The sequence below is a fragment of the Paenibacillus sp. MAHUQ-45 genome, assembly GCF_058133325.1.
The window spans coordinates 163,949-190,111 of record NZ_JBYUPV010000010.1 but is presented as its reverse complement, the minus strand read 5'-3'; the positions used below and the strand labels follow the sequence as shown (position 1 = coordinate 190,111).

The 26,163-nt window shown below is 47.1% G+C and carries 24 protein-coding genes and 1 riboswitch; of the genes, 23 read left to right on the top strand and 1 reads right to left on the bottom strand.

The annotated features are described in order from the left end of the window. Window positions 1–20 precede the first annotated feature (20 nt). The 20 genes from AC3Y23_RS21270 to AC3Y23_RS21175 all read left to right on the top strand — a co-directional run bounded on the left by AC3Y23_RS21270 (window position 21) and on the right by AC3Y23_RS21175 (window position 21,203). Window positions 21–479, top strand: a complete 459-nt coding sequence (locus tag AC3Y23_RS21270) for a hypothetical protein (RefSeq protein ID WP_379202744.1) — start codon at window positions 21–23, stop codon at window positions 477–479. Between the two features lie 56 nt (window positions 480–535). Continuing rightward, on the top strand, window positions 536–664 hold the full coding sequence (locus AC3Y23_RS21265) for a CD1375 family protein (RefSeq protein WP_379202742.1): 129 nt from the start codon (window positions 536–538) through the stop codon (window positions 662–664). A 386-nt stretch (window positions 665–1,050) separates the two neighbouring features. After that, complete coding sequence (locus tag AC3Y23_RS21260; protein WP_379202740.1) at window positions 1,051–2,337, top strand: hypothetical protein; 1,287 nt, start codon at window positions 1,051–1,053, stop codon at window positions 2,335–2,337. 91 nt (window positions 2,338–2,428) lie between these two features. After that, on the top strand, window positions 2,429–2,590 hold the full coding sequence (locus AC3Y23_RS21255) for a hypothetical protein (RefSeq protein WP_379202738.1): 162 nt from the start codon (window positions 2,429–2,431) through the stop codon (window positions 2,588–2,590). Between the two features lie 51 nt (window positions 2,591–2,641). Next, window positions 2,642–3,127, top strand: coding sequence for a phage holin family protein (locus AC3Y23_RS21250; protein ID WP_379202736.1), 486 nt, complete (start codon window positions 2,642–2,644; stop codon window positions 3,125–3,127). Window positions 3,128–3,221: 94 nt separating this feature from the next. Next, entirely contained in the window at window positions 3,222–4,082 is an 861-nt protein-coding gene (locus tag AC3Y23_RS21245; RefSeq protein WP_379202734.1) for a peptidoglycan recognition protein family protein, read from the top strand. Between the two features lie 602 nt (window positions 4,083–4,684). Then, window positions 4,685–4,815: riboswitch (SAM riboswitch) on the top strand. A 113-nt stretch (window positions 4,816–4,928) separates the two neighbouring features. Then, a complete protein-coding gene (gene metA / locus AC3Y23_RS21240; RefSeq protein ID WP_379202732.1) occupies window positions 4,929–5,846 on the top strand; it encodes a homoserine O-acetyltransferase MetA in 918 nt (305 codons plus the stop codon). Window positions 5,847–5,894: 48 nt separating this feature from the next. After that, window positions 5,895–7,088 (top strand): aminotransferase class I/II-fold pyridoxal phosphate-dependent enzyme, encoded by a 1,194-nt coding sequence (locus AC3Y23_RS21235; protein ID WP_379202730.1) that lies wholly within the window; start codon window positions 5,895–5,897, stop codon window positions 7,086–7,088. Continuing rightward, window positions 7,088–8,266 carry a trans-sulfuration enzyme family protein gene (locus tag AC3Y23_RS21230; RefSeq protein ID WP_379202728.1) on the top strand — a complete coding sequence of 393 codons (1,179 nt, stop codon included), beginning with the start codon at window positions 7,088–7,090 and terminating at the stop codon, window positions 8,264–8,266. Before AC3Y23_RS21235 ends, AC3Y23_RS21230 begins: the two co-directional genes overlap by 1 nt. A 260-nt stretch (window positions 8,267–8,526) precedes the next feature. Next, window positions 8,527–9,663 (top strand): cyclic dehypoxanthinyl futalosine synthase, encoded by a 1,137-nt coding sequence (gene mqnC / locus AC3Y23_RS21225; RefSeq protein WP_379202726.1) that lies wholly within the window; start codon window positions 8,527–8,529, stop codon window positions 9,661–9,663. A 496-nt stretch (window positions 9,664–10,159) separates the two neighbouring features. Continuing rightward, on the top strand, window positions 10,160–10,837 hold the full coding sequence (locus AC3Y23_RS21220; RefSeq protein WP_066373928.1) for a stalk domain-containing protein: 678 nt from the start codon (window positions 10,160–10,162) through the stop codon (window positions 10,835–10,837). Between the two features lie 285 nt (window positions 10,838–11,122). Beyond that, window positions 11,123–11,965 carry an SPFH domain-containing protein gene (locus tag AC3Y23_RS21215; protein WP_379202724.1) on the top strand — a complete coding sequence of 281 codons (843 nt, stop codon included), beginning with the start codon at window positions 11,123–11,125 and terminating at the stop codon, window positions 11,963–11,965. A 12-nt stretch (window positions 11,966–11,977) separates the two neighbouring features. Next, window positions 11,978–12,148, top strand: a complete 171-nt coding sequence (locus AC3Y23_RS21210; protein ID WP_066373934.1) for a type II toxin-antitoxin system antitoxin — start codon at window positions 11,978–11,980, stop codon at window positions 12,146–12,148. 499 nt (window positions 12,149–12,647) lie between these two features. Next, window positions 12,648–14,588 carry a threonine--tRNA ligase gene (thrS, locus tag AC3Y23_RS21205; protein ID WP_379202721.1) on the top strand — a complete coding sequence of 647 codons (1,941 nt, stop codon included), beginning with the start codon at window positions 12,648–12,650 and terminating at the stop codon, window positions 14,586–14,588. A 342-nt stretch (window positions 14,589–14,930) separates the two neighbouring features. Further along, on the top strand, window positions 14,931–15,671 hold the full coding sequence (locus tag AC3Y23_RS21200) for a 3D domain-containing protein (protein WP_379202719.1): 741 nt from the start codon (window positions 14,931–14,933) through the stop codon (window positions 15,669–15,671). A gap of 175 nt (window positions 15,672–15,846) precedes the next feature. Further along, complete coding sequence (locus AC3Y23_RS21195; RefSeq protein ID WP_379202717.1) at window positions 15,847–15,993, top strand: hypothetical protein; 147 nt, start codon at window positions 15,847–15,849, stop codon at window positions 15,991–15,993. Between the two features lie 259 nt (window positions 15,994–16,252). Continuing rightward, window positions 16,253–18,187 (top strand): methyl-accepting chemotaxis protein, encoded by a 1,935-nt coding sequence (locus tag AC3Y23_RS21190; protein ID WP_379202715.1) that lies wholly within the window; start codon window positions 16,253–16,255, stop codon window positions 18,185–18,187. 157 nt (window positions 18,188–18,344) lie between these two features. Then, on the top strand, window positions 18,345–19,466 hold the full coding sequence (gene liaF / locus AC3Y23_RS21185; RefSeq protein WP_379202713.1) for a cell wall-active antibiotics response protein LiaF: 1,122 nt from the start codon (window positions 18,345–18,347) through the stop codon (window positions 19,464–19,466). A gap of 4 nt (window positions 19,467–19,470) precedes the next feature. After that, complete coding sequence (locus AC3Y23_RS21180) at window positions 19,471–20,553, top strand: sensor histidine kinase (RefSeq protein ID WP_379202711.1); 1,083 nt, start codon at window positions 19,471–19,473, stop codon at window positions 20,551–20,553. After that, complete coding sequence (locus tag AC3Y23_RS21175; protein ID WP_379202709.1) at window positions 20,550–21,203, top strand: response regulator; 654 nt, start codon at window positions 20,550–20,552, stop codon at window positions 21,201–21,203. Before AC3Y23_RS21180 ends, AC3Y23_RS21175 begins: the two co-directional genes overlap by 4 nt. A gap of 600 nt (window positions 21,204–21,803) precedes the next feature. Here the strand turns inward: AC3Y23_RS21175 and AC3Y23_RS21170 are convergent. Continuing rightward, the gene (locus AC3Y23_RS21170; protein WP_379202707.1) at window positions 21,804–21,974 is read right to left on the bottom strand and encodes a hypothetical protein; all 171 of its coding nucleotides are present in this window, start codon (window positions 21,972–21,974) and stop codon (window positions 21,804–21,806) included. Between the two features lie 225 nt (window positions 21,975–22,199). Between AC3Y23_RS21170 and AC3Y23_RS21165 the strand changes: the two genes are divergently transcribed. The 3 genes from AC3Y23_RS21165 to AC3Y23_RS21155 all read left to right on the top strand — a co-directional run bounded on the left by AC3Y23_RS21165 (window position 22,200) and on the right by AC3Y23_RS21155 (window position 26,138). Further along, complete coding sequence (locus AC3Y23_RS21165; protein ID WP_379202705.1) at window positions 22,200–23,858, top strand: S1C family serine protease; 1,659 nt, start codon at window positions 22,200–22,202, stop codon at window positions 23,856–23,858. Between the two features lie 122 nt (window positions 23,859–23,980). Further along, window positions 23,981–24,670: a response regulator transcription factor gene (locus AC3Y23_RS21160; RefSeq protein WP_379202703.1), complete on the top strand. Its 690-nt coding sequence runs from the start codon at window positions 23,981–23,983 to the stop codon at window positions 24,668–24,670. 1 nt (window position 24,671) lies between these two features. Then, on the top strand, window positions 24,672–26,138 hold the full coding sequence (locus AC3Y23_RS21155; RefSeq protein WP_379202701.1) for a sensor histidine kinase: 1,467 nt from the start codon (window positions 24,672–24,674) through the stop codon (window positions 26,136–26,138). The last annotated feature ends 25 nt before the right edge of the window (window positions 26,139–26,163 follow it).

Below are 26,163 nucleotides of genomic sequence, written 5' to 3'. Positions count from 1 at the left end.
AGAGAGAAGGGAGAAGGGCAATGCAAATAGGACGCAGATTATATTATGAGTTGGCAACAGGTAACATCATTCAAGACACCGGAGAGAGATCCGGTGATGTTGTAGAGACAACACAAGAACAGGATTTTGCAGCTTACAGGGCACTAGCAGAGAGAACCCCGGAAACGGTAGGAGTGCTAGAGCTAGAATATGGTGAGTACCGCGAGGACTTTGCAAGGAGTAACGGATACCGATTCAATTTAAAGACATTGGAGATTGAGTTCAGCTATCCTGATCCTAACGAGACAGAGCAGCCGCAGGAGCCAGTATATGAAAAACCGCTAAGCGTACAAGTGGCTGATTTGTCACTAGATCTAGCAATGACTCAGGTTGCGCTTGCGGAAGCATACGAGGAGTTGCTATCATCTCGGACGGAGACCACGAGCCTACAGCTCGCGCTCGTTGACGTGTATGAGCAACTGTTAGAGATAAAAGCGTAAACGGAGCCACATTCCTATGGAGGTTCTTTTTTTATGCCCTGAAAGGGGGTGCGATAATGGTTACAGTATACGTATCTTTGATTATTAAGGAATATAAAACCTACGAGCAAGTTCCGGCTAGCTTGAAAGCTGCTGTGAAAGAAGAATTAGGAAAAATCGGTATGGTACTAACGGCAAGCCGCTGAAAGCAACTCCGGTTGTTTAGCACCACAAAAAGGTCTGACTTTTATGTTGCCCTCGGATCTCCGGGGGCTATTGAATAACGGATCTGATTGGGATGAATTATTTCCAAAAACTAAATCATTGCTACTCAATTAGCTTCAAAAGTTGATACAGTAGCAGCTAAGTATATAACTGTTGACACTGGTGAGATCTACCTCGACAATGCATCTGGTACATCGCTACTAGTCGGTGGTGGAGGTGCTTAACTAGTACACCAGTTACTTTGGCTCGATATGGTATCACAGATGCTACTCCTTTAAGTCATGTTCGGACGGTTTCACCAACAGACGCTGATGTGTGGTTTCAAGAAGTATAATAGCAAAAGTGAATTCGAAAGGGATGTTAATTAATGGCTGAGAAAAATGTATTGATAAAAAAACATAATGGATTGGATTGGGATAACATTTATCCTGTAACAAAAGGAAACAACGTTGTCCTCACAAGCGGAGGTAGTGTTGAGGATAAATTCAAACAAATTGAAGGTGGAGTTACAACATCTAAAAATGGGCTAATGTTAGCTTCGGATAAATCAAAACTCGATGGCATTGCCGCTGGTGCAAACAACTATACCCATCCAGCAACCCATCCAGCATCTATAATTTCTCAAGATACATCCAACCGTTTTGTTACTGATGCAGAAAAAACAACTTGGAATTCTAAAGCGTCGACTGCTGTTGCGACAACTGGAGCAAACGGTTTAATGAGTTCTGCTGATAAAGTAGCTTTAGCTAACAATACTGGTTTTGGTACTACTACTGGAACTCCAACTGCATATACTCTTGCCTTATCTCCTGCACCAACAGCTTTAGTTGCTGGATTACGTTTCAGTTTTGTAGCGCACACAGCAAGCGGTAGCAACCCAACGATTAACCCAAATGGTTTAGGTGCGAAGTCCATTTTGAAGCCAAATGGTTCCGCTGGAAAACTCTCTGCTCTTGGAGTGTACACAGTTATTTATAGTGGAACGTCTTTTATATTACAGGGTGAAGGGGGTGAGAATGAAGGAACCGCTAAAGCTGAGGATGTTTTAATCGGTAAGACCTTCCAAAGTGCTGAATCTCCGACTCTTAATGTAGGAGCCTTAGCGGATGGTTCGGGATTGACTTTACCCGGAGTAAATACGAACTCACAAGAAAAGTTCATTCGAGTGAGACCTAGCAGCATTGGTGGAAATACTAAGGGAGTCGTTGACCTAAACACAATGTTCGAAGTTAGCATACCAACTTTGTTGGCAAGCAATATCAAAGATGGTGTAATCATTGCCGGGGTTAGAGGTACGTATGTTGCTCCTCTAACAAGGCCGAGAGTATGGCGAGTGGATGACTTATACCGAGACGACGAAGTTGTCAGCTCGATAAACGCAATGGACTTTGGATTCACTGGTAGAATAAACGGTCAAACCGAAGACTTCATTATTAGATGGCAGGACGGTTCGGGTCGATGGAATGAAGTCCCACTTGATCAAGGGAATAACGATATCTATGCAATAAAAGCAGAGCAAGAGGGATTATTCATTCAGGGATATGACTGGAGATGGAAGTTAATTAACTGGTCAGGAAAACAACCAGGGACTCTAATTGCAGAAGTGAGAGGGGATTCTATGGTTTTCGTGAAGGGTGATTTTATAATCACATAAGTTGAGAATCACCAGCAAAATTGCATAAATTGCAGTGATGTATAAGACGTATTTTTACTGTGGATATTTCCACCGTTCTTCTGTATATTGAATGAGTAAACGAATAGTCCAAAACGAGGAATACTACGTACCAAGAAGTGAGAGAAAAGAATGGCTGCAATTGGTATGGTTGGTAAACTCCTTGTTCGTGGCGATGGAACAGGTTCCAGAGATTAGCCGTAAAGATGTTGAGAATCTATTGGAAAAGAAATAGAGATTACATAAGCGCCCCAAAAGGCGTTTTTATTTTGCCCTCATCTAAGCGGTGGGGGTTATTTTGATTTATGGGGATAATGAAATGGAAAATCTGTATAAAATTATTATCGGTGCATCTGCATCGGTAGTTACGTACTTTTTTGGCGGGTGGAGTGATGCACTTGCTCTCCTTGCCTTCTTATGTGTTTTGGATTACATGTTAGGTATTGCTGCAGCAGCATATGAAGGATATAAGTTCCCTGATGATCCAACCAAGGGTATCAATTCTAATCGAGGATTTTGGGGGATTTTCAAGAAATTCATGATGTTTAGTGTGATTGCTATCCTTTATCGTGTAGATCTTATGCTAGAACTTACAGGGACACTGGGTTTTATGGTAGGTGCTACTTCCTTTTACATTGGAAATGAATTGTTTAGTTTGGCCGAAAATTATGGGCGACTCGATCTACCAATGCCTAAACAAATGAGAAGTGTAATTTCTGTGTTGCGATCTAAAAGTGAAACTGTCGGCGAAAATGAGGATTTAAAACAATAAAAGAGACAATTCAGTGTAATACTCTGCTTAAGCATCAACAATATCGTCTCCTAGACAGTGTAGCATTGATTTACTAGAAAGGAAGATATCACAAATGAAACAACAAGGGAATTTTCTCCTAATGGAGAAATCGGAGTTTAAAGACTGGGTAGATAAACAAGTGGTAACTCGTAGCATAAAGAAACTTCAAGTACATCACACTGCATCCCCAAATTATACTACTAGAAAAATGATTAATGGTGTAGCTCAACAAGACCATTTTGTATGTCTTGAGGGAATGAGAACATCACATATAAAAGATAATGGATGGTCTGCTGCCGGTCAACATCTAACTATTTTTGAAGATGGTAAAATCGCATTAAGTCTAGACCGCGACTTAAATATTACACCAGCTGGAATTAAAGGCGCCAACACAGGTATGATCTGTATCGAGAGCATTGGCTATTTTGATAAAGGTGCAGACATTATGACTACTGCACAACGTGATGCAATTGTTCATGTTTATGCATGTCTGGCTGATAAGTTTAAAATTTCTATCAACACTGACAACATCGTGTATCATGCTTGGTTTACAGCCACAGGCGAACGGCTTAGCGACTACACTCCAGGAAAATCGAGTAAGACATGTCCTGGAACAGCATTTTTTGGTGACGGTAATACAATTGCGGCAGCTAATAAGGGTTTTATTCCTTCTATTAAAGCAGAACTAGTAAAGCTAAATATTAAATTAGAGCCAGTAGTCAATCCTCAACCTACACAATCAATAAAGGATGATAAAAAAGTGGATGCAATTAAAGCAATATCTACAAAAGATAATAGCATTGTGAATGGGCTACTTAAGGATGGTATTAGTTATGTTCCATCTAGTGTATTGAAAGAGAATGGATTTAAAGTGGCATGGGACAATGTAAATAAAAAATTGTATTATAGTCCACCAATTCAAATTCAAAATTGAATAAAAAAGGAAAATGAATATATTTTTAAAAATAGAATTGAATTCATAAAATAACCCCATTATAACTACAATATTGATTTATTGTATGTCATAATGGGGTTATTTTTTTATTTGTGGAGAGGGGATTCGCTACCTTCAAATTGATGTTAATTAAATTTAATTATGACAATGAAATTACAAGTGAGGGCAGCGGATAATGTGATTAGATCGTTGGGAAGCAGAACGGAATATTGATGGTAATAAAGAGGACATAGAGGTTAATAAAAGTAAAAATACATATGATTTTCAACCCATTCTGCAATTAGGCGAAACAAACATATATAAGCTGATATAGTCAGGCACGTTTAAATTATTTCTAGCTTAGATAAAAATTTAAGAATCGCTAAAGCCGAACTAATTTTTTATCTTGTCAAAATGAATAAATGATGTATAATACATAGCATATTACTTGATGATAATCCATTGAGAATATGCTTTTTTTATCTCTGATGGTGTCACAACTAAATTGGGGATGAAAAATTAAAACTGAATACGAATAATTGATCTTATAAGGTGATATTACAAGGTTTATTAACATTTAATGAGATCAATTAACAAGCAATTTCTTATCAAGAGCAGGTGGAGGGACTAGCCCGATGAAACCCGGCAACCGGCGTGAAAACGCACGGTGCTAATTCTTGCAGGAAACTTTGAAGCGGGCAGATGCCCGGTGAAGATTTCTGGCAGATGAGAGAGGCGCATATGTGAATAAATATGACCTTTCTCGTTCAGAGTGAGGTCTTTTTTGTTTACCCAATGTTAACAGCCGCCAAGCGGCATTCTATTATCAAGGAGTGAAGACGAGAAATGCCAATTAAGATTCCAGACAGTCTGCCGGCGAAAGAGATATTGTCGGGAGAAAATATTTTCATCATGGACGAGAGCGAGGCGTTTCATCAGGATATACGTCCCTTGCGCCTTGCCATTCTAAATTTAATGCCTACCAAAGAAACTACGGAAACTCAGTTGCTCCGTTTGATCGGTAACTCACCGCTTCAGGTGGACATTGTGCTGCTGCGTCCCCGTTCCCATACTTCGAAGAACACGTCGGCTGAGCATCTGAACAGCTTCTATACGACCTTCGATAAGATTAGCCACCGTCGATTTGACGGACTTATCGTGACTGGCGCTCCTGTGGAGCAGATGGATTTTGAAGATGTAACATACTGGGAAGAGCTGAAAGAGATTTTTGAATGGAGTAAAGATAATGTTACCTCCACTATGCATATCTGTTGGGCTGCACAAGCCGGTTTGTACCATCACTTCGGTGTGCGTAAGGAAGCATTGTCTGAGAAATGTTTTGGCGTATTCCCTCACACACTGAACCATAATAATGTAAAGCTGCTGCGCGGGTTCGATGAACTGTTCTATGTTCCGCACTCCCGGCACACGGATGTGTCCCGCGAAGATATCGAGCGTAATCCGGATCTGCAAATCCTGGCCGAATCAGAGGAAGCGGGCATCTATCTGGTGGCTACAAAGGATGGCCGACAAATCTTTGTCACCGGCCACTCTGAGTACGATCCGCTTTCCCTGAAGTGGGAGTATGATCGTGATGTCGCCAAGGGTATGGAAATGGCACTGCCGAAGAACTATTTTCCAAAAGATGATCCAAAGCGTACTCCGCCATCAACTTGGCGCGCCCATGCTAACTTATTGTTCTCTAATTGGCTCAATTACTATGTATACCAAGAAACACCCTATGATATTGGACCCATCATTTAAGTTATAGATGAGAATGCAGCAGTACACTTACTTAGGAGGTTATATGGAATGGACGACAAACTGAGGATTGAAAGCAGACTTGCCCAAATAGGATCGCAGGAGGACCCGGCCACTGGAGCGGTAAACTTCCCTATCTATAATGCAACGGCGTTTCGTCATCCGAAGCTGGGGCAAAGTACAGGCTTTGACTATAGCCGCACCAAAAGCCCGACCCGTTCTGTACTGGAAACGGCAGCAGCGCAATTGGAATCCGGAGATGCAGCATTTGCCTGTAGTTCCGGTATGGCCGCTTTGCAAACGATCTTCAGCCTTTTCCGACAAGGAGATCATCTGATCGTATCGCTGGATCTCTACGGCGGAACTTATCGCTTGTTGGAGCGGATCATGTCCAAATTTGGCGTGACGACTTCTTATGTGGATACCAATGATTTGGAGGCACTGGAAGCCGTTCGTCGTCCGGAGACCAAGGCGGTACTTATTGAGACACCAACCAATCCGTTGATGATGATTACAGATGTCGAGGCTGTCTGTACATGGGCCAAGTCGCATGAACTCCTTACTATTGTAGACAATACGCTGCTAACTCCGTTCTTCCAGCGTCCGCTGGAACTGGGAGCCGATATCATTATCCACAGTGCCACCAAATACTTGGGCGGTCATAACGACGTGCTGGCAGGTCTGATTGTGACTAAAGGTGCGGAACTGTCTGCTGAAATGGCGATTCTCCACAACTCCATCGGTTCAGTACTGGGACCAACCGATAGCTACCAGTTGATGAGAGGGATGAAGACGCTGGCACTGCGCATGGAGCGCCACGAGAGCAACGCACTGGAACTGGCCCATTATCTCAAAGGACATTCTGCCATCGCTGAAGTTTTCCATCCGGGTCTGCCGGAGCATCCGGGCTTTGAGATCCAGAACCGCCAGTCGTCCGGGAACACTGGTATTTTCTCCTTCAAAGTGAAGGATGCGAGATATGTGGAGCCGATACTTCGTCATATCCATCTAATCGCCTTCGCGGAAAGCCTTGGTGGTGTAGAATCGTTGATGACTTACCCGGCGATACAGACCCATGCCGATATTCCGGTTGAAATCCGCGATGCGGTGGGTGTTGATGACCGGTTGCTGCGCTTCTCGGTTGGTATTGAACATATCGATGACCTGATCGCAGATCTGGGTAATGCACTGGAACAGGCACGTATTGAGATTGAAGCAGCAGATGCACAAGGGGGCCAGGCATAATGAGTGATAACAACGTGAACAAGGATAAGAAGAATAACCTCAAATTCGCTACCCGTCTGCTGCACTTTGGCAGCGAGATCGACAAAGCTACTGGCGCTTCCAGTGTGCCGATCTATCAGGCTTCGACTTTCCATCATGAGGATATTAATAATCCGCCGCTGCATGACTATAGCCGGTCAGGCAATCCGACCCGTCAGGCGCTTGAAGATTATATTGCCCTGTTGGAAGGCGGAGAGCGCGGTTTCGCCTATGCCTCCGGCATGGCTGCGATCTCCAGTACGTTCCTGATGCTGTCCTCTGGCGATCATGTGATCGTGACTGAGGATGTCTATGGCGGTACATACCGGCTATTGACGCTCATCCTGAATCGTCTGAACATTGAAAGCACCTTTGTGGATATGACGGATCTTGAGCAGATCAAAGCTGCCCTTCAGCCGAATACGAAAGCCGTATATATGGAAACTCCGTCGAATCCGACGCTAAAAATCACGGATGTAGCCGCTGTATGCGAATGGGCCAAGAGCCATGAGCTTCTGACTATTCTGGATAATACGTTCATGACGCCGTATTATCAGCGTCCAATCGAGCAAGGTGTAGATATCGTTTTGCACAGCGCGACGAAGTTCCTCGGCGGTCATAGCGATGTGCTGGCAGGACTTGCTGTAGCTCGTACCGCAGAAATCGGCAAGCAGCTTAAAATGCTGCAAAACGGTCTGGGCACCGTGCTGGCTCCGCAGGAAAGCTGGCTGTTGATGCGTGGAATGAAAACGCTGGAGGCGCGGATGGCGCACAGCGAGATCAGCGCAGCCAAACTTGCAGCCTGGCTTGACGCCCGCAGCGATATTACGGCTGTGTTCTACCCAGGACTGGCAAATCATCCGGGACGCGAGATCCATGAATCGCAATCCAGCGGCTACGGCGCGGTTGTCTCGTTCGATGTTGGCTCCGGTGAACGGGCCAAGCGTGTGTTGAACAAGGTGACGCTGCCGCTTGTTGCGGTCAGCCTCGGCGCTGTAGAGAGTATCCTGTCGTACCCGGCTATGATGTCCCATGCGGCTATGCCGGCAGAGGTTCGGGCGGCCCGCGGAATTACGGATGGACTGCTGCGCTTCTCGGTCGGCCTTGAGTCTATCGAGGATCTCATTGTCGATCTGGAGCAGGCGCTTGCGGACGAATAATTAAGCTTCGCAAGGACAGTTTCGTTTTCGGACGAAGCTGTCCTTTTTGAATTCAGAAACGGTTCTATGAGCGGGGATGGTATCTTTTTTTACATGGAGGCAGGCCTTTTCCAAAAGATGGTTAAGGTCGTTATACTTTGTGAAAAAAATTTCTCAAGCGGTCCGGATTGTGTTACGATGAAGGAACGAACATATTCAATTGTCTTATAAATTTTATGAAAATACCATAAAGATATGGGTTTTAAAGGAGGCTGCGAACGATGAGTGCGATAGACCTGATCTTGGATAAAGCGCTGCGGGGAGACCGGCTTGGGCTGGAGGATACCGTAAGATTGTTCGAGAGTAACGAAATTGAGAAAATGGGCGCTGCTGCCGACATTATTATGAAACGTTGGCATCCGGACCCGATGGCGACCTTCGTCATTGGCCGCAATGTTAACTATACCAATGTATGTGATGTGTACTGCCGTTTTTGCGCCTTTTACCGCAGACCGGGCTCTGACGAGGGGTACGTACTGCCGGATGAACTTATTTTCCAAAAGATTTCCGAAACGATTGCCGTTAACGGAACTGAAATTCTAATGCAGGGGGGCGTGAACCCCAATCTGCCTTTCAATTACTACACAGATTTGCTGCGTGGGATCAAGCAACGCTTCCCCGAAATTACGATGCACTCCTTCTCACCTGCTGAAATCATGAAGATGAAGGAAGTTTCCGGATTGTCACTGGAAGAGGTCATCCGCGAGATTCATGCGGCCGGGCTGGATTCACTTCCAGGCGGTGGTGCAGAAATTCTCGATGACCGTACACGCCGCAGAATCAGTCGTCTGAAAGGCTCTTGGCGCGACTGGATGGACGTTATGCAGACCGCGCATAAAGTCGGTATGAACACGACCGCGACTATGGTTATTGGCCTTGGCGAGACCTTGGAAGAGCGGGCACTGCACCTGCTCCGCGTGCGCGAAGCTCAAGATGAGTGCATTGCCAATAAGTATGACTCCGAAGGCTTCCTGGCCTTTATCTCCTGGACCTTCCAGCCGGATAATACCAATCTGAAGCTGGACAGACAAACGCCGGAAGAGTATTTGAAGACCGTAGCGATCAGCCGTCTGGTGCTGGACAACATCAAGAACTTCCAATCTTCCTGGGTAACTATGGGGCCGGAAGTCGGCAAGCTGTCACTGCAATATGGCTGCAACGATTTCGGTAGCACGATGATTGAAGAGAACGTCGTGTCCTCCGCGGGCGCAACCTACAAAGTCAACATCGAGTCCATTACACAACTAATCCGTGAAGCTGGTAAAATCCCGGCACAGCGTAACACGCGTTACGACATTCTGCGGGTGTTCGATGATGCCAATGCGAAGATTGACAATGATTTTGTGATGCAGAACTAGGCAGAGAGGCTGCTAGTCTAGAGTTTTGAGGCTAAATATAGACCGTAGATTCATTCGGGAAAATCGAATGTGTCTACGGTCTTTTTGTCAGAAGAAAATAAAGTATTAGACTCGGAAGGTAACCATCGTGAAAGAAAGTTCCGGCCATATATAATTGCATATGAAGTAGGCACTCATGGACTACTGCCTGGAGTGACTTTTTTCGTGTTATGATAATACACAGAAGAAGCCCCTATTTTGTTTCCTTCAGCTTGGATTTGAAAACCCTGAATTCATTTTCTACCTTTCTATACAAGAGTGAACAGTCGTAGCTTGGAAGAAGGAAGAAATAGAAATGAAGCATTGGGCTTTGTGATATAATGTGGTAAAATCTTCAACTCCAAAAACGCAGAGACTATCCTACATGTAGCGTCATCTTTCAGAAAGATTATCTCTCAATAACCGTTGTTTCTGGTGTTCCTGGATTTGATGATATCCCAAGAGGAGGAAAACAGAAATGAAGAAGAAGGTTGTTACGACTTTATGCGGTACCATGATACTTTTAGTGGGCATGGGCACAGGTGCTTTCGCGAGCTCGCATCTCCAAGAAATTAAAGCGTTGTTAAACGGAGATTTAAAGATCAGAGTGAACGGGGAGATTACCCCTCTCAAAGATGGCAATGGCAAAGCGGTGCTTCCCATTACTTATAAAGGAACTACGTATCTTCCGGTACGATCTGTTTCTGAGCTGCTGGATGTTCCAGTGAATTATGACGGGACAGCCAAAGAGGTGATTATTGGCGAACAGCAGGCAGGCGTTCCCGTGAAGCAGGAGGATTTTAACACCAGTCTGCATACCAAGGACCCTGCACTGACCAAATACGGCGGCAAGAATTATAAGGAAGTGCTGTACAGCGCACCTAATTCCAATATTAAATATACCGCGCTCAGCCCTAACGGCAAATATCAGAAACTTGTTCTGCAATTCGCTGCGGTCGGCAAGGAAGTGGAGTCTCTTGAAATTATGGATAATGACAAGAATGTGCTTCTTAAAAAAGTAGAGAAGATTTCGCCTAATAGTGATCTCCAGACGATTGAGGTAGATATCTCTGGAGTAAAGAACATCGCAATAAATGTGACACAAGCTGTTGACGGCGGGTTCATTATTCCGCTAGATACTTCAATTTACAAGTAAGATTAAGCAGAGAAGCCCACAATGCCCGTATAGGCGTAGTGGGCTTATTTTCACGTGAGATTACATTTGATTTTTTCTCGTTCTTTTGCAATGAGGAGATTTAAATCCATCGTCCGTTATATGTGGACGGGCTTACAGGGGATGTGTCGTCGGAGTGTCAGAAGAAAAATAAAGTTGTAGACTGGCATGGCGGTTAGCGAACGGCTGCTGAAATAATAATTTACATCCATATCCAAAAGTGATATCATTTAAATATCAAATGAATATCTAGTTGGAGGGGTCCATATGACGGAAAAAATTCTTCGCCCTGTTAGCGGTTTCTGGGTTATTGCATTGCTAGTTCTTTGTTTGGCTGGTGGAATATACGGCGCCGCTCAGGAATATGTTATTGTGCCTGTCATCTTGTTCGTAGCAGCAGGCGTACTGCTGACCAGTATTACAGTAGTTCAACCGAACAAATCGGTTGTGGTGACATTTTTCGGGCAATATGTTGGAACGATATCTACAAGCGGGCTATGGGCGGTTATTCCGTTCAGTGGCCGTAAGACGGTCTCACTACGGGTTCGTAACTTTAATAGCGCCAAGTTGAAGGTGAATGATGTCGAGGGGAACCCGATTGAAATTGCGGCAGTTATTGTATTTAAAGTAATCAACTCTGCGAAGGCACTCTTCGATGTAGATAAATATATGGAGTTCGTGGAGATACAGAGTGAGACAGCGCTGCGTCATGTGGCGAGTAAATATCCTTATGACAACTTCAATGAAGCCGGAATGTCCTTGCGGGCGAATGCCGATGAAATTGCCAAGGAGCTGGCAAGTGAACTACAGGAGCGCTTGTCCATCTCTGGTGTCGAGGTCATTGAGGCAAGGCTAACGCATTTGGCTTATTCGACTGAAATTGCCAGCACGATGCTTCAGCGTCAACAGGCATCAGCCATTCTGTCAGCACGGCAGATCATTGTAGAAGGTGCTGTGGGCATGGTAGATATGGCGATTAAGCAGCTTAAAGAGAGCGGCGTGGTAGAACTGGATGAAGAACGCAAAGCGGCGATGATCAATAATCTGATGGTGGCGATTGTGTCCGAGCGTGGAGCTAGCCCGGTCATTAACGCTGGCTCGTTGTACTAAGGCGGTATAATTATGGCGGCCAAGAAAAGCTTTCCGCTGCGGATTGATCCAGAGCTGCATGAAGCGCTGGAGCGCTGGGCAGGGGAGGAGTTCCGCAGCGTTAACGGACACATCGAGTATCTGCTGCGTGAGTCGTTGAAGCGTGCTGGTCGCTTGCCCCAGAAGAAACGCCGCGAAGAATGATTCTGCTTCGGGAAGTGTGGCGACTGGCAGCATCAATAGTTATTTTCAATGTATAACAAGGATCGGACTTCTTCTGGCTTGACTGCCGGGGGAGGTCCGATTTATAATTTACTGGTAAATTCACGCGAACAGCTTTGACAAAGAAATGGACAATCGCTTCGGACCGTTCAGAGAGAGGAAACAATGGCTGCAAGTTCCTCCGGTATCCGGCTTTTGATTTACCCCTTTGTAGCTGCGGTTATGAACTCCCGGGAACTATCTAGTGGACAAGACTTGGGACAGTAAGAATCGCCGGTTCATGGCCGTTATTCCATGCTAACTAAGGATTCTGTGCTCGAAAGCCACTTCATTGGCGATAGGAGAAGGAATCGAATTTGGGTGGAACCACGGGTGCAATCACTCGTCCCTTTGCGGGACGGGTGTTTTTTGTTGCATGGAACATCTCGTTCCGTACAAATAAACGACCTACGGGTCTAATGATTTTTGAGGAGGAAATATAATGGCAGTAAGCATTAAGTTACCGGACGGCTCAGTCCGGGAATATGCGGAAGGTAGCACCATCGATGATGTGGCGGCTTCCATTAGTAGCGGACTTCGTAAGAACGCCGCTGCAGGTAAATTGAACGGAATCGTCGTCGACTTGTCGACCCCGCTTCAGGAAGGGGCGCTGGTAGAGATCGTGACTTTGGATTCGCCAGAAGGTCTTGAAGTGATGCGCCACAGTACCGCGCATTTGATGGCGCAAGCGGCAAAACGCTTGTTCGGAGCTAAGGAAGTCAAGCTGGGCGTTGGTCCAGTGATTGAAGATGGCTTCTATTATGATATGGATTTGGAGCATCCGCTTAATCCTGAGGATCTGCTCAAGATTGAGAAGGAAATGGAGCGGATTATTAACGAGAATCTGCCTATCGTACGCAAAGAGGTCAGCCGCAAGGAAGCGCTCGATATTTTCGGAGAACTGGGTGACCCTTACAAGCTGGAACTGATTCAGGCGCTGCCTGAGGACAGTATTATTACAATCTATGAACAGGGCGAGTTCTTCGACCTGTGCCGTGGTCCGCACGTACCGTCCACGTCCAAGATCAAAGTCTTCAAGCTGATGAGCGTAGCCGGTGCTTACTGGCGTGGAGATGCCAAGAACAAGATGCTGCAACGTGTATACGGTACAGCCTGGATCAAGAAAGCTCAACTGGATGAACACCTGCGCTTGCTTGAGGAAGCGAAGAAACGCGATCACCGCAAGCTCGGAAAAGAACTGGAGATTTTCACGTTCAATCAACTCGTTGGTCAAGGTCTGCCAATCTGGCTGCCTAAGGGTGCCAAGCTGCGCAGCATTCTGGAACGTTATATTGTCGATCTGGAAGCAAGCTTGGGCTACCAGCATGTATACACTCCGGTACTGGGTAACGTAGAATTGTACAAGACCTCGGGCCACTGGGAACACTATCAGGAAGACATGTTCCCGAAAATGGCTATCGACAACGAGGAGTTTGTGCTTCGTCCGATGAACTGTCCACACCATATGATGATCTATAAGAGCTCTATGCACAGCTACCGTGATCTGCCGATCCGTATTGCCGAGCTTGGCATTCAGCACCGTTACGAGATGTCTGGTGCCCTGACCGGTCTTCACCGTGTGCGTTCAATGACCCTGAATGACTCGCATATTTTCTGTCGTCTGGATCAAATCAAAGGTGAGTTCATCCGTGTTATCGAGCTGATCCAGCAGGTATACAAAGATTTCGGTATCAACGATTACCGTTTCCGGTTGTCCTATCGTGATCCGAAGGACACTGAGAAATATTTTGCCAATGATGAAATGTGGGAAACCGCTCAGCGTATGCTGCGTGAAGTTGTAGAGGAAGCGGGCCTCCCATTCTACGAGGCTGAAGGCGAAGCGGCCTTCTATGGTCCGAAACTTGACGTGCAGATCAAGACAGTGCTTGGTAAGGAAGAGACATTGTCCACAGTCCAAATTGACTTCCTGCTGCCAGAACGCTTTGAACTGGAGTATGTTGGTGATGATGGTCAGAAGCACCGTCCGGTTGTATTGCACCGTGGTATTCTGGGTACAATGGAGCGTTTTGTTGCCTTCTTGCTGGAGAATTTCGCGGGTTCCCTGCCGCTCTGGCTATCGCCTGAGCAGGTTAAGGTTATTCCGGTTTCCACTGCTTTCGATGACTATGCCAACGAAGTGACTGATAAGCTTCGTCGCCGTGGAATCACAGCGGTTGCTGACCTGCGTAACGAGAAGCTAGGCTACAAGATTCGTGAAGCACAGCTGGAGAAGCTGCCTTACATGTTCATCGTGGGTGAGAACGAGATGAATGCGGGTACCGTCTCGGTCCGTAAGCGTGGTGAAGGCGACCTTGGAGCCAAGCCGGTTCAGGAAGTCATTGAGCTGCTGTCCCAGGAAATCGCTGATCGTGTGATCTCTTAAGATCAACAAGCTGATTTATGCTACCAAATGTATAAACGGACATAAGAAATTAACAAAAGCAAGAAGGAACGAAGGGGAAGGTTTGGAACTGTAGGAGCGTAGCGCTCGCCTTTGTATCCAGATTTCAACCGTTAAAAGCGGCTGATAAAGAAGAAATCTGGATACAACAGCGACCGGAAGTCCAAACATTCACCGTAGTGACGACCGAGCTTTACGTTAGGATATTAAGTTCGTCTTATATAAAACCTCTGATTATATGCCTGTGGGGGACAGTTTTACTGTTCTCCACGTATAAAATTTTGAGAATAGGGAAACCTTCGCTAATAGGGGGAGGTTTATCTTATGAACAAAATGGGCATGTTTCAGAGGTTTTGGTGTTTAATCGTTACTGCAGCGCTTCTACTGGGTGTAGCCGGAATATACCCGGAATCACAACAAGAGACGGTGCAAGCAAAGGGTCTGAGTCCTGAAATCCAGACCGCCCGTGCGACAATATATGCGAATGAAGTCTACACACCACCAGTCTCGGCATCAGCTGTGCAGTCGAATGCAGTACAAGTTCCTAAAGCTTCAACACCGCCTGTAACGCAGAAGAAGGGAAGCCAGGCTCCGGCGAAAACACCGGCGTCTGTACCGGTAGCAGCACCAGCAAGGGAACAGATTCTCACGTCAATGAAGGTCACAGCAACGGGCTATACCGCAGGGTATGAATCGACCGGGAAAACATCCAAGCATCCGGAATACGGCATTACGTATTCTGGTGTCAAGGTTCGTCGGGACAAGAATACGATCTCAACGATAGCAGCGGACCCTAAAGTACTGCCGCTGGGCAGCATCCTTTATGTTCCTGACTATGGCTATGCGGTGGTAGCAGATACAGGTTCTGCGATTAAAGGACGGAAGATTGATCTTTATTTTGCCACTACCAAGCAGGTCTATAAGGAATGGGGCAAAAAAACAGTGGTGGTGCACGTGATCAAGCGGGGTAACGGTAAATGTACAGAAGCCATGCTGAAGAATCTCAGCCACGCGATCCAAACCTACAATTCCGTTCCACCAAATCTCTTGGAAGAAGTCATCTAACAGTGAGAACTGCAGCATCTGTTACACGGATTGAAATATAATTCACTTGGTCATGCATAATCTATGCTGCCACTTCCCATAATACGGACTGGGGCAATGATTCATTGCCTCTTCCGGACCAACCTCACTGGCCTGGTGCAACCATGACATGAGGAAAAAAAGGGAGGTGAATTCCGTGGCTAACTCCAAGAAATCAAAAGTTCAAGAAAACTATAAAACACCGAATGAAAAATACAATGCTGAGTTTGCGGTTGAAAATGATGGCGCAAACAGCAAAAGCAACACTTCTGTTGCGAAGCCGGTTCAAAAACCGCAACAATAATCATCTTACAGCAGACCTCTGCTGAAGAATCAGGCTGTTCTCATCAGCATCAAGCTGATGGGGGCAGTCTTTTTATTATGAGATGATAATTTTCAACCTAAAAAGTATATTTTAACCAAATTTAATGCTAATATTGATAAAACGAATATTTTCTTCCATGTTCTGCTGATAAATACAATAGAGTACATAAAATATGTGATGAGAGGGTTTTGTCTGTATGAAGAAGAGGCATTTTAGATTAACTGTAAGAGTAAAATTAGTGGTCTCTTTAATTGTAGTAGTAATTGTGCCCTCGCTGATCATTGGTGTGATGGCTGCGCAAAGCTCTCGAAACCATATGCGTCAGCAAATGCTAAGCAGTGCCCAGCAAAGCGTGGAGACGGTTAATTCAATTATCAGCTACAGCATCGAGTCCAAAAAAAGTGATGTAGATTTTCTCACCAACACACTGGCAAGTTCTACACTGCAAGGTCCGGATGCTCAGAAATTGATCCCCATGCTGGAACAATATCTAGGACTGAACCCCGATATCAATAATGCCTACATAGGTACTGCAGAAGGTGTAACCATCCAGGGTAGCGGTACAGAACGTTCGAACAATGACCCCCGTGAACAGGATTGGTACAGGTCTGCCTTGGCAGCGCCGGGTCAAATCAGCATTACTCCTGTTGTGATGGATGCCAAGGGCAGCCCTGAGATCATTATGTCGAAAGCGATTGCAAATGGAGCGGGCGTGTTAGGTGTATCCCTGAATCTTGACGCGATCCGAACGGAGTCTAGCGTTACAATTGGCAAGCAAGGGTATGTTATTGTGCTGGACAGTAACAAGAAGATAGTGGTGCATCCTAACCTTAAACCGGCGGAACCGGGTGGAAGCAGCTATACGGAGCAGATGTTTGCTGGCAAGAGCGGAAACTTTGAGTATTTGCTGGATGACCGTGAGAAGGAAATGTTCTTTACGACCAATGATCTAACTGGCTGGAAAATAGGAGGGACGCTCTACGTCAGCGAGATGAATGAGGGTGCTGAGGCTATAAAAAATACAGTGAATATTACGATTGCCATCATTCTAATTGTTACGATCACTGCCAGCTTGTTTATTGTCAGCACTATTACTCGACCTCTGAACAAGCTCAAGACCGCTGCCGAAGTGATTAGCAAAGGCGACCTGACAGAAAATGTGGATACCCGAAGAAAGGATGAGTTTGGCGACGTAGCCCGCAGCTTTCAGAACATGGTTGATAATCTGAGAGCAATGATTATGGGAGTTCAGGAAACGACGGATTTGGTATCGTCGTCTGCTGAGGAGCTAACTGCTGGCGCCGAGCAGACCAATCAGGCCATAGAACAGGTTAGTGTGGCGGTACAGGCGTTGTGTACGGGGAGCGAGCGACAGGTCGAGCGTGTGCAAAGTGGAGCGCGGAGTATGGAGTATATATCTGAAGAAATGGGGAGCTTGTCGAGCCGAATGCAGGAGGTATCAGTCGGGATGATTAAGACCTCTGCAGCGGCCACGGACGGTAATGCAGCCGCAGAGCAAGCGGTCCAGCAAATCCACCGTGTGCAGGAGACAGTGGAACGGCTGGATCAGGTTGTATTCAAACTGGAGGAACGCTCGCTGGAGATTGATACTATCGTGGATGTGATTACTGGTATCTCTCGTCAGACTAACCTGTTGGCACTTAACGCTTCTATTGAGGCAGCTCGTGCCGGAGAGCAGGGCCGGGGGTTCGCGGTGGTCGCCAGCGAGGTGCGGAAGCTTGCTTTTAACTCAGAGGAATCCGCCTCCCGTATCAGTGAATTGGTGCAATCCGTCCGGCAACATGTCGAGGAAGTGACTGCAGAAATGCAGCAAGCCAAGGAGAAAGTGTCCAGCGGTATCGAAGCAGTCAGTCTATCCGGCCATTCGTTTGCCGAGATTTCAGGAACCGTGAACCAGTCGGCTTCAACCCTGGAGGAGCTCGCCAGTGCAGTGGAGGCCATGACCCATGAGGTGGCGGGGGTAACAGAGCATATGGAACAGATTCGGAGTATCTCTGAGGAGTCTGCCAGTATTACGGATTCTGTATCAGCGGCTACCGAGGAGCAGCTTGCATCTACAGAGGAAATAACCTCTTCCTCCGTAGGCTTGGGCCAGATGGCAGAACAGTTGCGGCACCTCGTGCTCCGCTTTAAAATTCACGGAAATCGCTAATAATCTGTATTTAATTTCAATATAATCCCATACGACTCAGCCTCTAGACTGAGGGACTTTTCCTTCTCCCGCCGCTGTACCAAGACCTTGTCTTCCGGTAAACTGAGGTCATAGGGTAAGCGAAGAGTGAAATTCCATTTAAAGGGGGAAATCAAGCATGAAACGAAGGGTTTCGAGCCAGATCCTGAGCGGGCTAGTGCTCATCGGCATCGGTGGCATGTTTATGCTGAGGCAGCTGGGATATACCGATTTCAGCATAGGGTATGTGATCTCCAACTTCTGGCCGGCTATTCTGATTTTTTTGGGCCTGCAACGTCTGTTGTCCACCGGAGATTATAGCTCTAGGGGGTCATCGGCCATTGGAGGACTGTTTTTTCTGGCGATCGGGGTCTATTTCCTGGGACGAAACTTAGGTTGGTTCTACCTGTCGGCCGGTGATTTTTTCAAAATGTTCATTCCGGTGATGCTGATCGGCGGTGGGCTGTATGTCATTTTCAAGCCGCGCAGGAATGATCCTCCTGTGCCGCCAACGCCGCCGGGCTACTTCCCTTCGGGGAACAATCCGCTGGATGTCGAACCTCCAAAACCGATGGAGTCCACACTGGATGAGCAATTTGAGCAGAAATTCGGCAAGTTTTCGGGATCCTCTTCCTTTGAAGAGCCGAAGGCAGCAGCTCCAAAGGATACGGAGTGGGAAAGTTATCTGCACAAGGATGAGCGGGAAGAGGAGGGCCAGTTTGGCTCTTCCGGACCCCGCTATAGAGAGAAGCAGGAACGTCATTTTCAAAGATATCAGGAGCGTCAGGAGCGTCATGCACGTAGACACCAGGAGCGTCAGGAACGCCACGCCCGCAGACATGGAGAATGGGACGAGGAGTATGACCATCACAGCGGCAAGGAGACAAGTAACCGGTCGGCGTTTATCGGTGATATTCATATGGGCCGCGATCATTTTCAACTGAAGCACACAAACATCTCGCAATTTATCGGCGACACTGTCATTGACCTCACCAACGCGCAGATCGCTTACGGGGAGACCAAGATTAACATCTCCGCCTTTGTCGGTGACATTAAGGTATTTATTCCCGATGATATGGATCTGGGCGTTTCGGTTAACAGCAGCTCGTTCATCGGGGATATGCAAGTGTTGGATGAATCTCGTAGCGGGTTCATGAGCAATGTACAGTTCAAGACGCCATATTATAAGGAACGCGGCAAAAAAGTCCGTATCACCGTCAGTGCTTTTATCGGAGATGTTAAAGTGAAGTCGGTGGGCTAGAGAGATGGGAACAATACTTCATAATACTAAATGGGTGTTGTTGTTCTATTTCCTGCTCAGCGGCGGGGTGTCCGCAGGGCTTGTCTATGCGGGCACTTGTCTCGGTTATATTGAGGTCGTGGACTACCGGATGTGGGTATACCTGACGATTGGCATTGTCTTGTTCGCCGTCATTGTAGGATATATGGCCGGACAGCGCATGCAGCGGCGGATTGATCATCTGGATCTGAACATGCTGCAGGTGGCCAAAGGTAATTTATCTGTGCGGATGCCGGAGAGTGACGATCAGTCTTTTTCCAGGGTGTACCATGAATTTAATGTGATGATGGATACGGTGGAGAATAAGATGAAGCTTCTGCAGCGTCTTGGGGAGCAGGAAGTCATCGAGAAGGAAAAGGCAGCGGAGAGTGCGGTATTGGAGGAACGTCGGCGGATGGCCCGTGATTTGCATGATACGGTGAGCCAGCAGCTGTTCGCGATCCATATGTCCGCCTCTTCGCTGCCTAAAGTGCTGGAAATCAACCAGGCGCACGGACAGACTGTGATGAATCAGCTGATTACGATGTCTCAAATGGCACAGAAGCAGATGCGTGCGCTGATCGCGCAATTGCGTCCGGTAGAGCTGGAAGGCAGGAACCTGTTCGAAGCACTGGAAAAATGGTTCCCTGATTATTGTCGTCAAAACGGCTTAAAGGGTATTAAAGAGCTGGAATTGCAGGGGGAATTATCCGAGGCCATAGAACACCAACTGTTCCTGATCATTCAGGAGGCGATGGCCAACATCGTCAAGCATGCGGAGGCGCGTCTCGTTAGTCTGTCACTACGTGAAGGGCCCCGGCAGGTAGTGCTGAGCATCAGCGACGACGGTCAGGGCTTTGAGCATGTCCAGCAAAAACAAGGGTCGTATGGACTCACCACAATGCGCGAACGTGCGGAAAAGCTGGGCGGCCAGGTAGAGATTATTAGCCGTAAGGGAGCAGGAACGACCATTCGCGTACATATCCCCAAATTTATTCAGGGTGACCAGGAGCGGCAACTGCCGAAGGTCACTGATGCTGAATACCGGGAAGAGGAGGACAGGATATGAGTGCCATAAAAGTATTGCTGGTGGATGATCATGATATGGTTCGGATGGGCCTCAAAACCTATCTCATGCTGGAGCCGACCTTTGAGGTCATTGGTGAAGCTTCAAATGGACAGCAAGCGCTGGAGATGCTGCGTGCTAGCGACGAACAGACTCTGCCTGATCTTGTGTTAATGGACCTGATGATGCCGGTTATGAACGGGGCAGAGACGACCAGAGCCGTCTTGTCGGAGTTTCCCGGCCTCAAAATTGTCATCCTGACCAGTTTTCTCGAGGATGATCTGGTCGTCGATGCGATTGAAGCCGGCGCGGTCAGCTACGTGCTGAAGACTGTTTCCGCAGAGGAGTTGATCTATGCGCTGCAGGGTGCATACCGAGGCATGCCAGTGATGACCGGCGATGTGTCGCAGGCACTGACCCGCGGCATCCGTCAGCGTACTGTGCAGGGGGACTCCTCTGGTCTCACTGAGCGAGAAAAGGAAGTGCTGCTGCTCATTGCCGAGGGTAAGAGCAACAAGGATATTGGCGAAGAACTCCATATCAGCATTAAGACCGTCAAGACGCATGTTAGCAACCTGCTGATGAAGTGCGAGCTGGATGACCGCACGCAGCTTGCCATCTACGCCTACCGGAAGGGCTGGGCGCAGGGGTAGTTGAAGCTATGTCGGGTTAAAGATAAAGTAGAAGTGCTGAGTTTATGTTGAGTTAAAGATGAAGTAGAAGTACTGTGCTTATGTTGAGGTTAAAGTTAAAGTAGAGGTATTGTGCTTATGTTAAAGTTGTAGTTCATATTCACACAGAATACCAGGCGTTATTCTGCTAAAGTTAGGACTTTAGCTCAAAGATCTCCTATCCTCTGCACAAGTCTTATTAACAGTGAAAATGGCGCTATCTTCCCAACTAAGAGCATTTTTGCACCTTATTTTTCCTTAATATAGACAAATAATATAAATAGAGGCATTTTTGTATCTTAATTTCGAAAAAAGCACCCTCAAAGGGTTATTATGGAAGATTTAGTGTACAATATTGCACTTAATTCCCATCTATCACCCATCTGCAGACTATTTAAGGTACAAAAATGCCATTAATTACTCTTCGGAGTAACTTATAGGCTTTGTTTGTTATTTTAATGCGTTCTATATATTCTCCAAGTCGGTCATAAAAATAGAAGGGCACTATAAGTTGGAGGTATGATCCAATTTATAGTGCCTTTTTGTAGTAGGTATGAACTTTTAAAGGTTCAGCGATACTTATTAATACTGATTCAGCACTAGTTCGACAAAGTCCCGCCCGCGATCCCAGCCCACGTGATACGATCCCGCTGGCAATCCCAGCCCACGTGAAATGATCCCGCCGGCAATCCCAGCCCACGTGATATAATCCCGCTGGCAATCCCAGCCCACGTGATATGATTCCGCCGGCAATCCCAGCCCACGTGATTATGATCCCCACTAAGCGATCCCATCTAGAATTACACAAGTAATCTCCGCCCTCTACTCTCTATCTTTTCATTTCTATCCGCCTGCGCCTATCTTTTATCTGCGCTTAAATTGTTTTTAATGTGACCTTAAGGTTTAAAGTACAAAATAAGACCATGAAAACAAATTAAACCTTGCCACACGATAGGCAGGGCACGGGAGGAAAGAAACATGGACGAGAACAAAAACAGATTTAACCGTGATAACGAACCTGAATCTGATCGGGAATGGAACAACGGTAGCGATAGCAACCAGTCCTCCGAAACAAGCTCATCATACTATTACTCTTACGGACCTTTTAAATCCTTGAATAAAGAAGAACTGGACAACGACAGCGATGTAGAACACTACAACCGGCGGGAACCGGAGCGGGTGGAAATTACACCTCCTCAGCCCGTAAAATCACTTTCTTACAGCCCGACGATCCGCCCTACAGGTTATGAGGGAAACGGTGGAGGCAAGGGTAACAATGGTGGAAACGGTGACGGCGGCGGTAACGGATGGCAATACAATCGCAAGCCGAAAAGCTCGTTTAAAACAGTGCTGGTTTCTTTTCTCGCCGGAATGATCGTCCTTTCAGGATCGATGTACATGGCGGACCGCGGCAACTGGTTCACACCAGATGCAGCGAGCTCAAGTAACGGAAGCGGATCAAATGTATCTGCCTCAGCGCCGAGCGAAAGCGCCATGGCGAAGCCTTCGACGACAACGGCGTCCCTGGTTACTGGAAAAGGCGATGTTTCAGGCGTGGTGGATCATGTAGGACCGGCAGTCGTCAAGATTGAGACGCTCGTGAACCAAAGCTCGCGCGGCAGAGGACAAAGCAGCCCGAACAACAATGATCCGTTCTCGCAATTCTTTTTCGGAGATCAGTTCGGTGGCGGTGGTTCTTCCCAGTCAGAACCGGATCAGCAAGCTCCATCTGACAAGGGTTCTTCCTCTCAACTGGTTCCATACGGGATTGGTACAGGTTTCATCTACGATAAGGCTGGATATATCCTGACCAACCAGCACGTAATCAATGGTGCAGATGTCATTCAGGTGACAGTAGATGGTAACACCAAACCTTACGAAGCCAAACTGCTCGGCTCCAGCAAAGATCTGGATCTGGCTGTACTGAAGATTGAAGGCAACAACAATTTCCCTGTAGTAGCGCTGGGCGATTCCGATTCGCTGAAGGTCGGTTCGGAAGTCGTAGCGATTGGTAACCCGCAAGGGTTCGACCATACCGTTACTGCAGGCGTGCTGAGCGCCAAAGGCCGCAGCATTGATATCAATGAAGAAGACGGCAGTGGCACAAGAAACTATAAAAACCTGCTCCAAACAGATGCGTCTATCAATCCAGGTAACTCTGGCGGTCCGTTGCTCAATGTGAACGGTGAAGTCATCGGTATGAACGTAGCTGTAAGTACCGATTCACAAGGTATTGGTTTCGCGATTGCTGTGAATACAATCAAGAATGTTGTTGACAAGCTGGAAGCGAACCAAGCGATTCCAAAAGAGCCCGTTCCGTTCATTGGTGCAACTCTCATGACGATTACTGATGAAGTGGCCAAACAAATGGGAACTGATATTAAAGAAGGATCTGTGGTTGCAGATATTGTCTTCAGATCTCCCGCTTATAACGCAGACCTTCGTCCTTACGACATTATTACCGGAGTAGGCGGCAAGAAATATGCGACCAATCAGGATCTGATCACTTATATCCAATCCCTCAAGGTGGGTGACAAGATTACACTCAACGTTGTCCGTGACGGTAAGCAACTGAACCTTGATGTTACGATTGGCAATAAGAACGATTTTGATACTACACAGAAACAACGGCAATAACAGAGGCACGATACAATCAGACGGAAGGGTTCGCCCTTCCGTCTTTAATGTACAAAGATGTCATTTTTCCGATTCGCTGGTACAATATTTATATATAGAACTGGACAATGGGGGCTGTTTGGATGCGACCGAATATTCTAATTATTGATGACGATGAGAAAATTATCTCTATGCTGAGGCGTGGCCTGGCTTTTGAAGGCTACGATGTCAAGACGGCTGCGAATGGCGCAGACGGCTTGCGTGCGGTAATAGCAAATGATCCCGATGTGGTCATTCTTGATGTCATGATGCCACAGGTGGATGGCTTTGAAGTCTGCCGGAGGCTGCGGGAAGGCGGCAGCAATGTGCCCGTTCTGATGCTCACCGCCAAGGATGAGATTGAGCACCGGGTCAAAGGCCTGGATCTAGGCGCGGACGATTATTTGGTGAAGCCGTTTGCATTAGAGGAATTGCTGGCCCGTGTCCGTGCGTTGTTAAGGCGTAAGAGCGAGCAGGGTGGTGGCAGTGATCAGGCGGTGGCTTATGAGGATATTACCCTTGATGTGGACTCTCGGGAGGTTACGCGTGATGGCAAGCGGCTGGAACTGACCGCCAAGGAATTCGAGCTGTTGCATCTATTCATGCAGAATCCCAAACGGGTGCTATCGCGCGATCTCATTATGGACAAGATTTGGGGCTACGACTACAGCGGAGAATCAAATGTGCTTGAAGTATATATCGCCATGCTGCGCCAGAAGACAGAGGAACACGGCGGCAAACGATTGATCCAGACTATCCGGGGAGCCGGCTACATTCTAAGAGGTGACAATTAGCATGTCTATTAAGCTGCGGCTGACTGCTTGGTATTCGGGGATTTTGGCTATAATGCTGCTGGGACTATCAGCCGCGATTTATGCTTTTGTGTATATAAATACTTACGGTGATTTGAAGGACCGTGTTGAAAAGCAGGTAGAACAGCTGCAGCTTCTGCCGCGTTGGGGAATCGACGGCTCCTTGCTCAACGTCAATGTGATTCCTTCTCAGGCAACACGCCTCGAGGAAGCCAATATGTTGGTGCAGATAAGTATCTATGACAGTGGAGCTATTCAGCAGTCGGATAATATGATGAGCCTGGGGCTGAAATTCGATGTTCCCGATAAGAACAACATTATGCAGGAAAAAGGCTTCAAGCAGGTGACGCTTGCAGGCTATCATTTCATCATGTATCAGACGCCCTTGACCCCGATGCCTGGCAGTGCCCCATTGGCTGTTTTGCAAGTAGCCACGCCAACCAACCAGGAAGACCGGATGATGGAAAGGTTGAAAAACATTCTGGTCGCCGGTTCCTTTGCGACCTTGGTGGCAGCGTTTACCTTTGGTCTGTTCCTGGCCCGCAAGGCTATGAGACCCATCGGCAAGGTAATCGAGGCAGCGAACGGCATTCAGACCGGAACAGATCTCAGTTCCCGCATCGAATATGACGGTCCTCCGGACGAAATCGGCAGATTGGTTCAGACCGTAAATAGCATGCTGGGGCGGATGGAGGGTTTTTATACAGAGCTGGAAGATTCTTATGCCGCGCAGCGGCGCTTCGTCTCAGATGCTTCCCATGAACTCAGAACTCCGCTGACGACGATTCGGGGGAATATTGATCTGCTGCAGAAGGTCTGGGAGATGGAACCAGGAGGGAATCCTGCACTGGACGATGCCGCCATCCGCCAGCTGTCTCTTGAGTCGGTGAAGGACATTGCGGATGAATCCAAGCGGATGAGCCGTCTTGTGGCCGATATGCTCTCTCTGGCCCGTGCCGATACCGGGCGAACGTTTGACAAGGAACCGGTTGCGCTGGAGCCGATGATGATGGAAGTAGCGCGACGTGCGTCATTCTTGCCGCATCAGGCGGAATGGCGACCAGGGTCTATGTCGCACTTGAATGGCAAATACATTGTCGGCAACAAGGACTATTTGCAGCAAATGCTGTTTATTTTCATCGACAATGCCTTCAAATACACACCATCTGGTGAGGTAGTGTTTGATACTGTTTTCTATCAGAACCAGGTAGGTATTCGGATCAGTGATACGGGTATTGGTATGGATAAAGATGAGATCCCGCATATATTCGATCGCTTCTACCGTGCAGACGAATCGCGGGGGATCACGGAAGGAATTGGCCTCGGTCTCTCCATCGCCAAATGGATTATTGACGAGCATGACGGCTCGGTTGAAGTTGTCACCCGACAGGGAGAAGGCACCACGTTCGTGATCTGGTTGCCCCTTCTCTTTGCTCCGCCGCTGGAATAGGGTATAATTTAGGAGAACTATTACA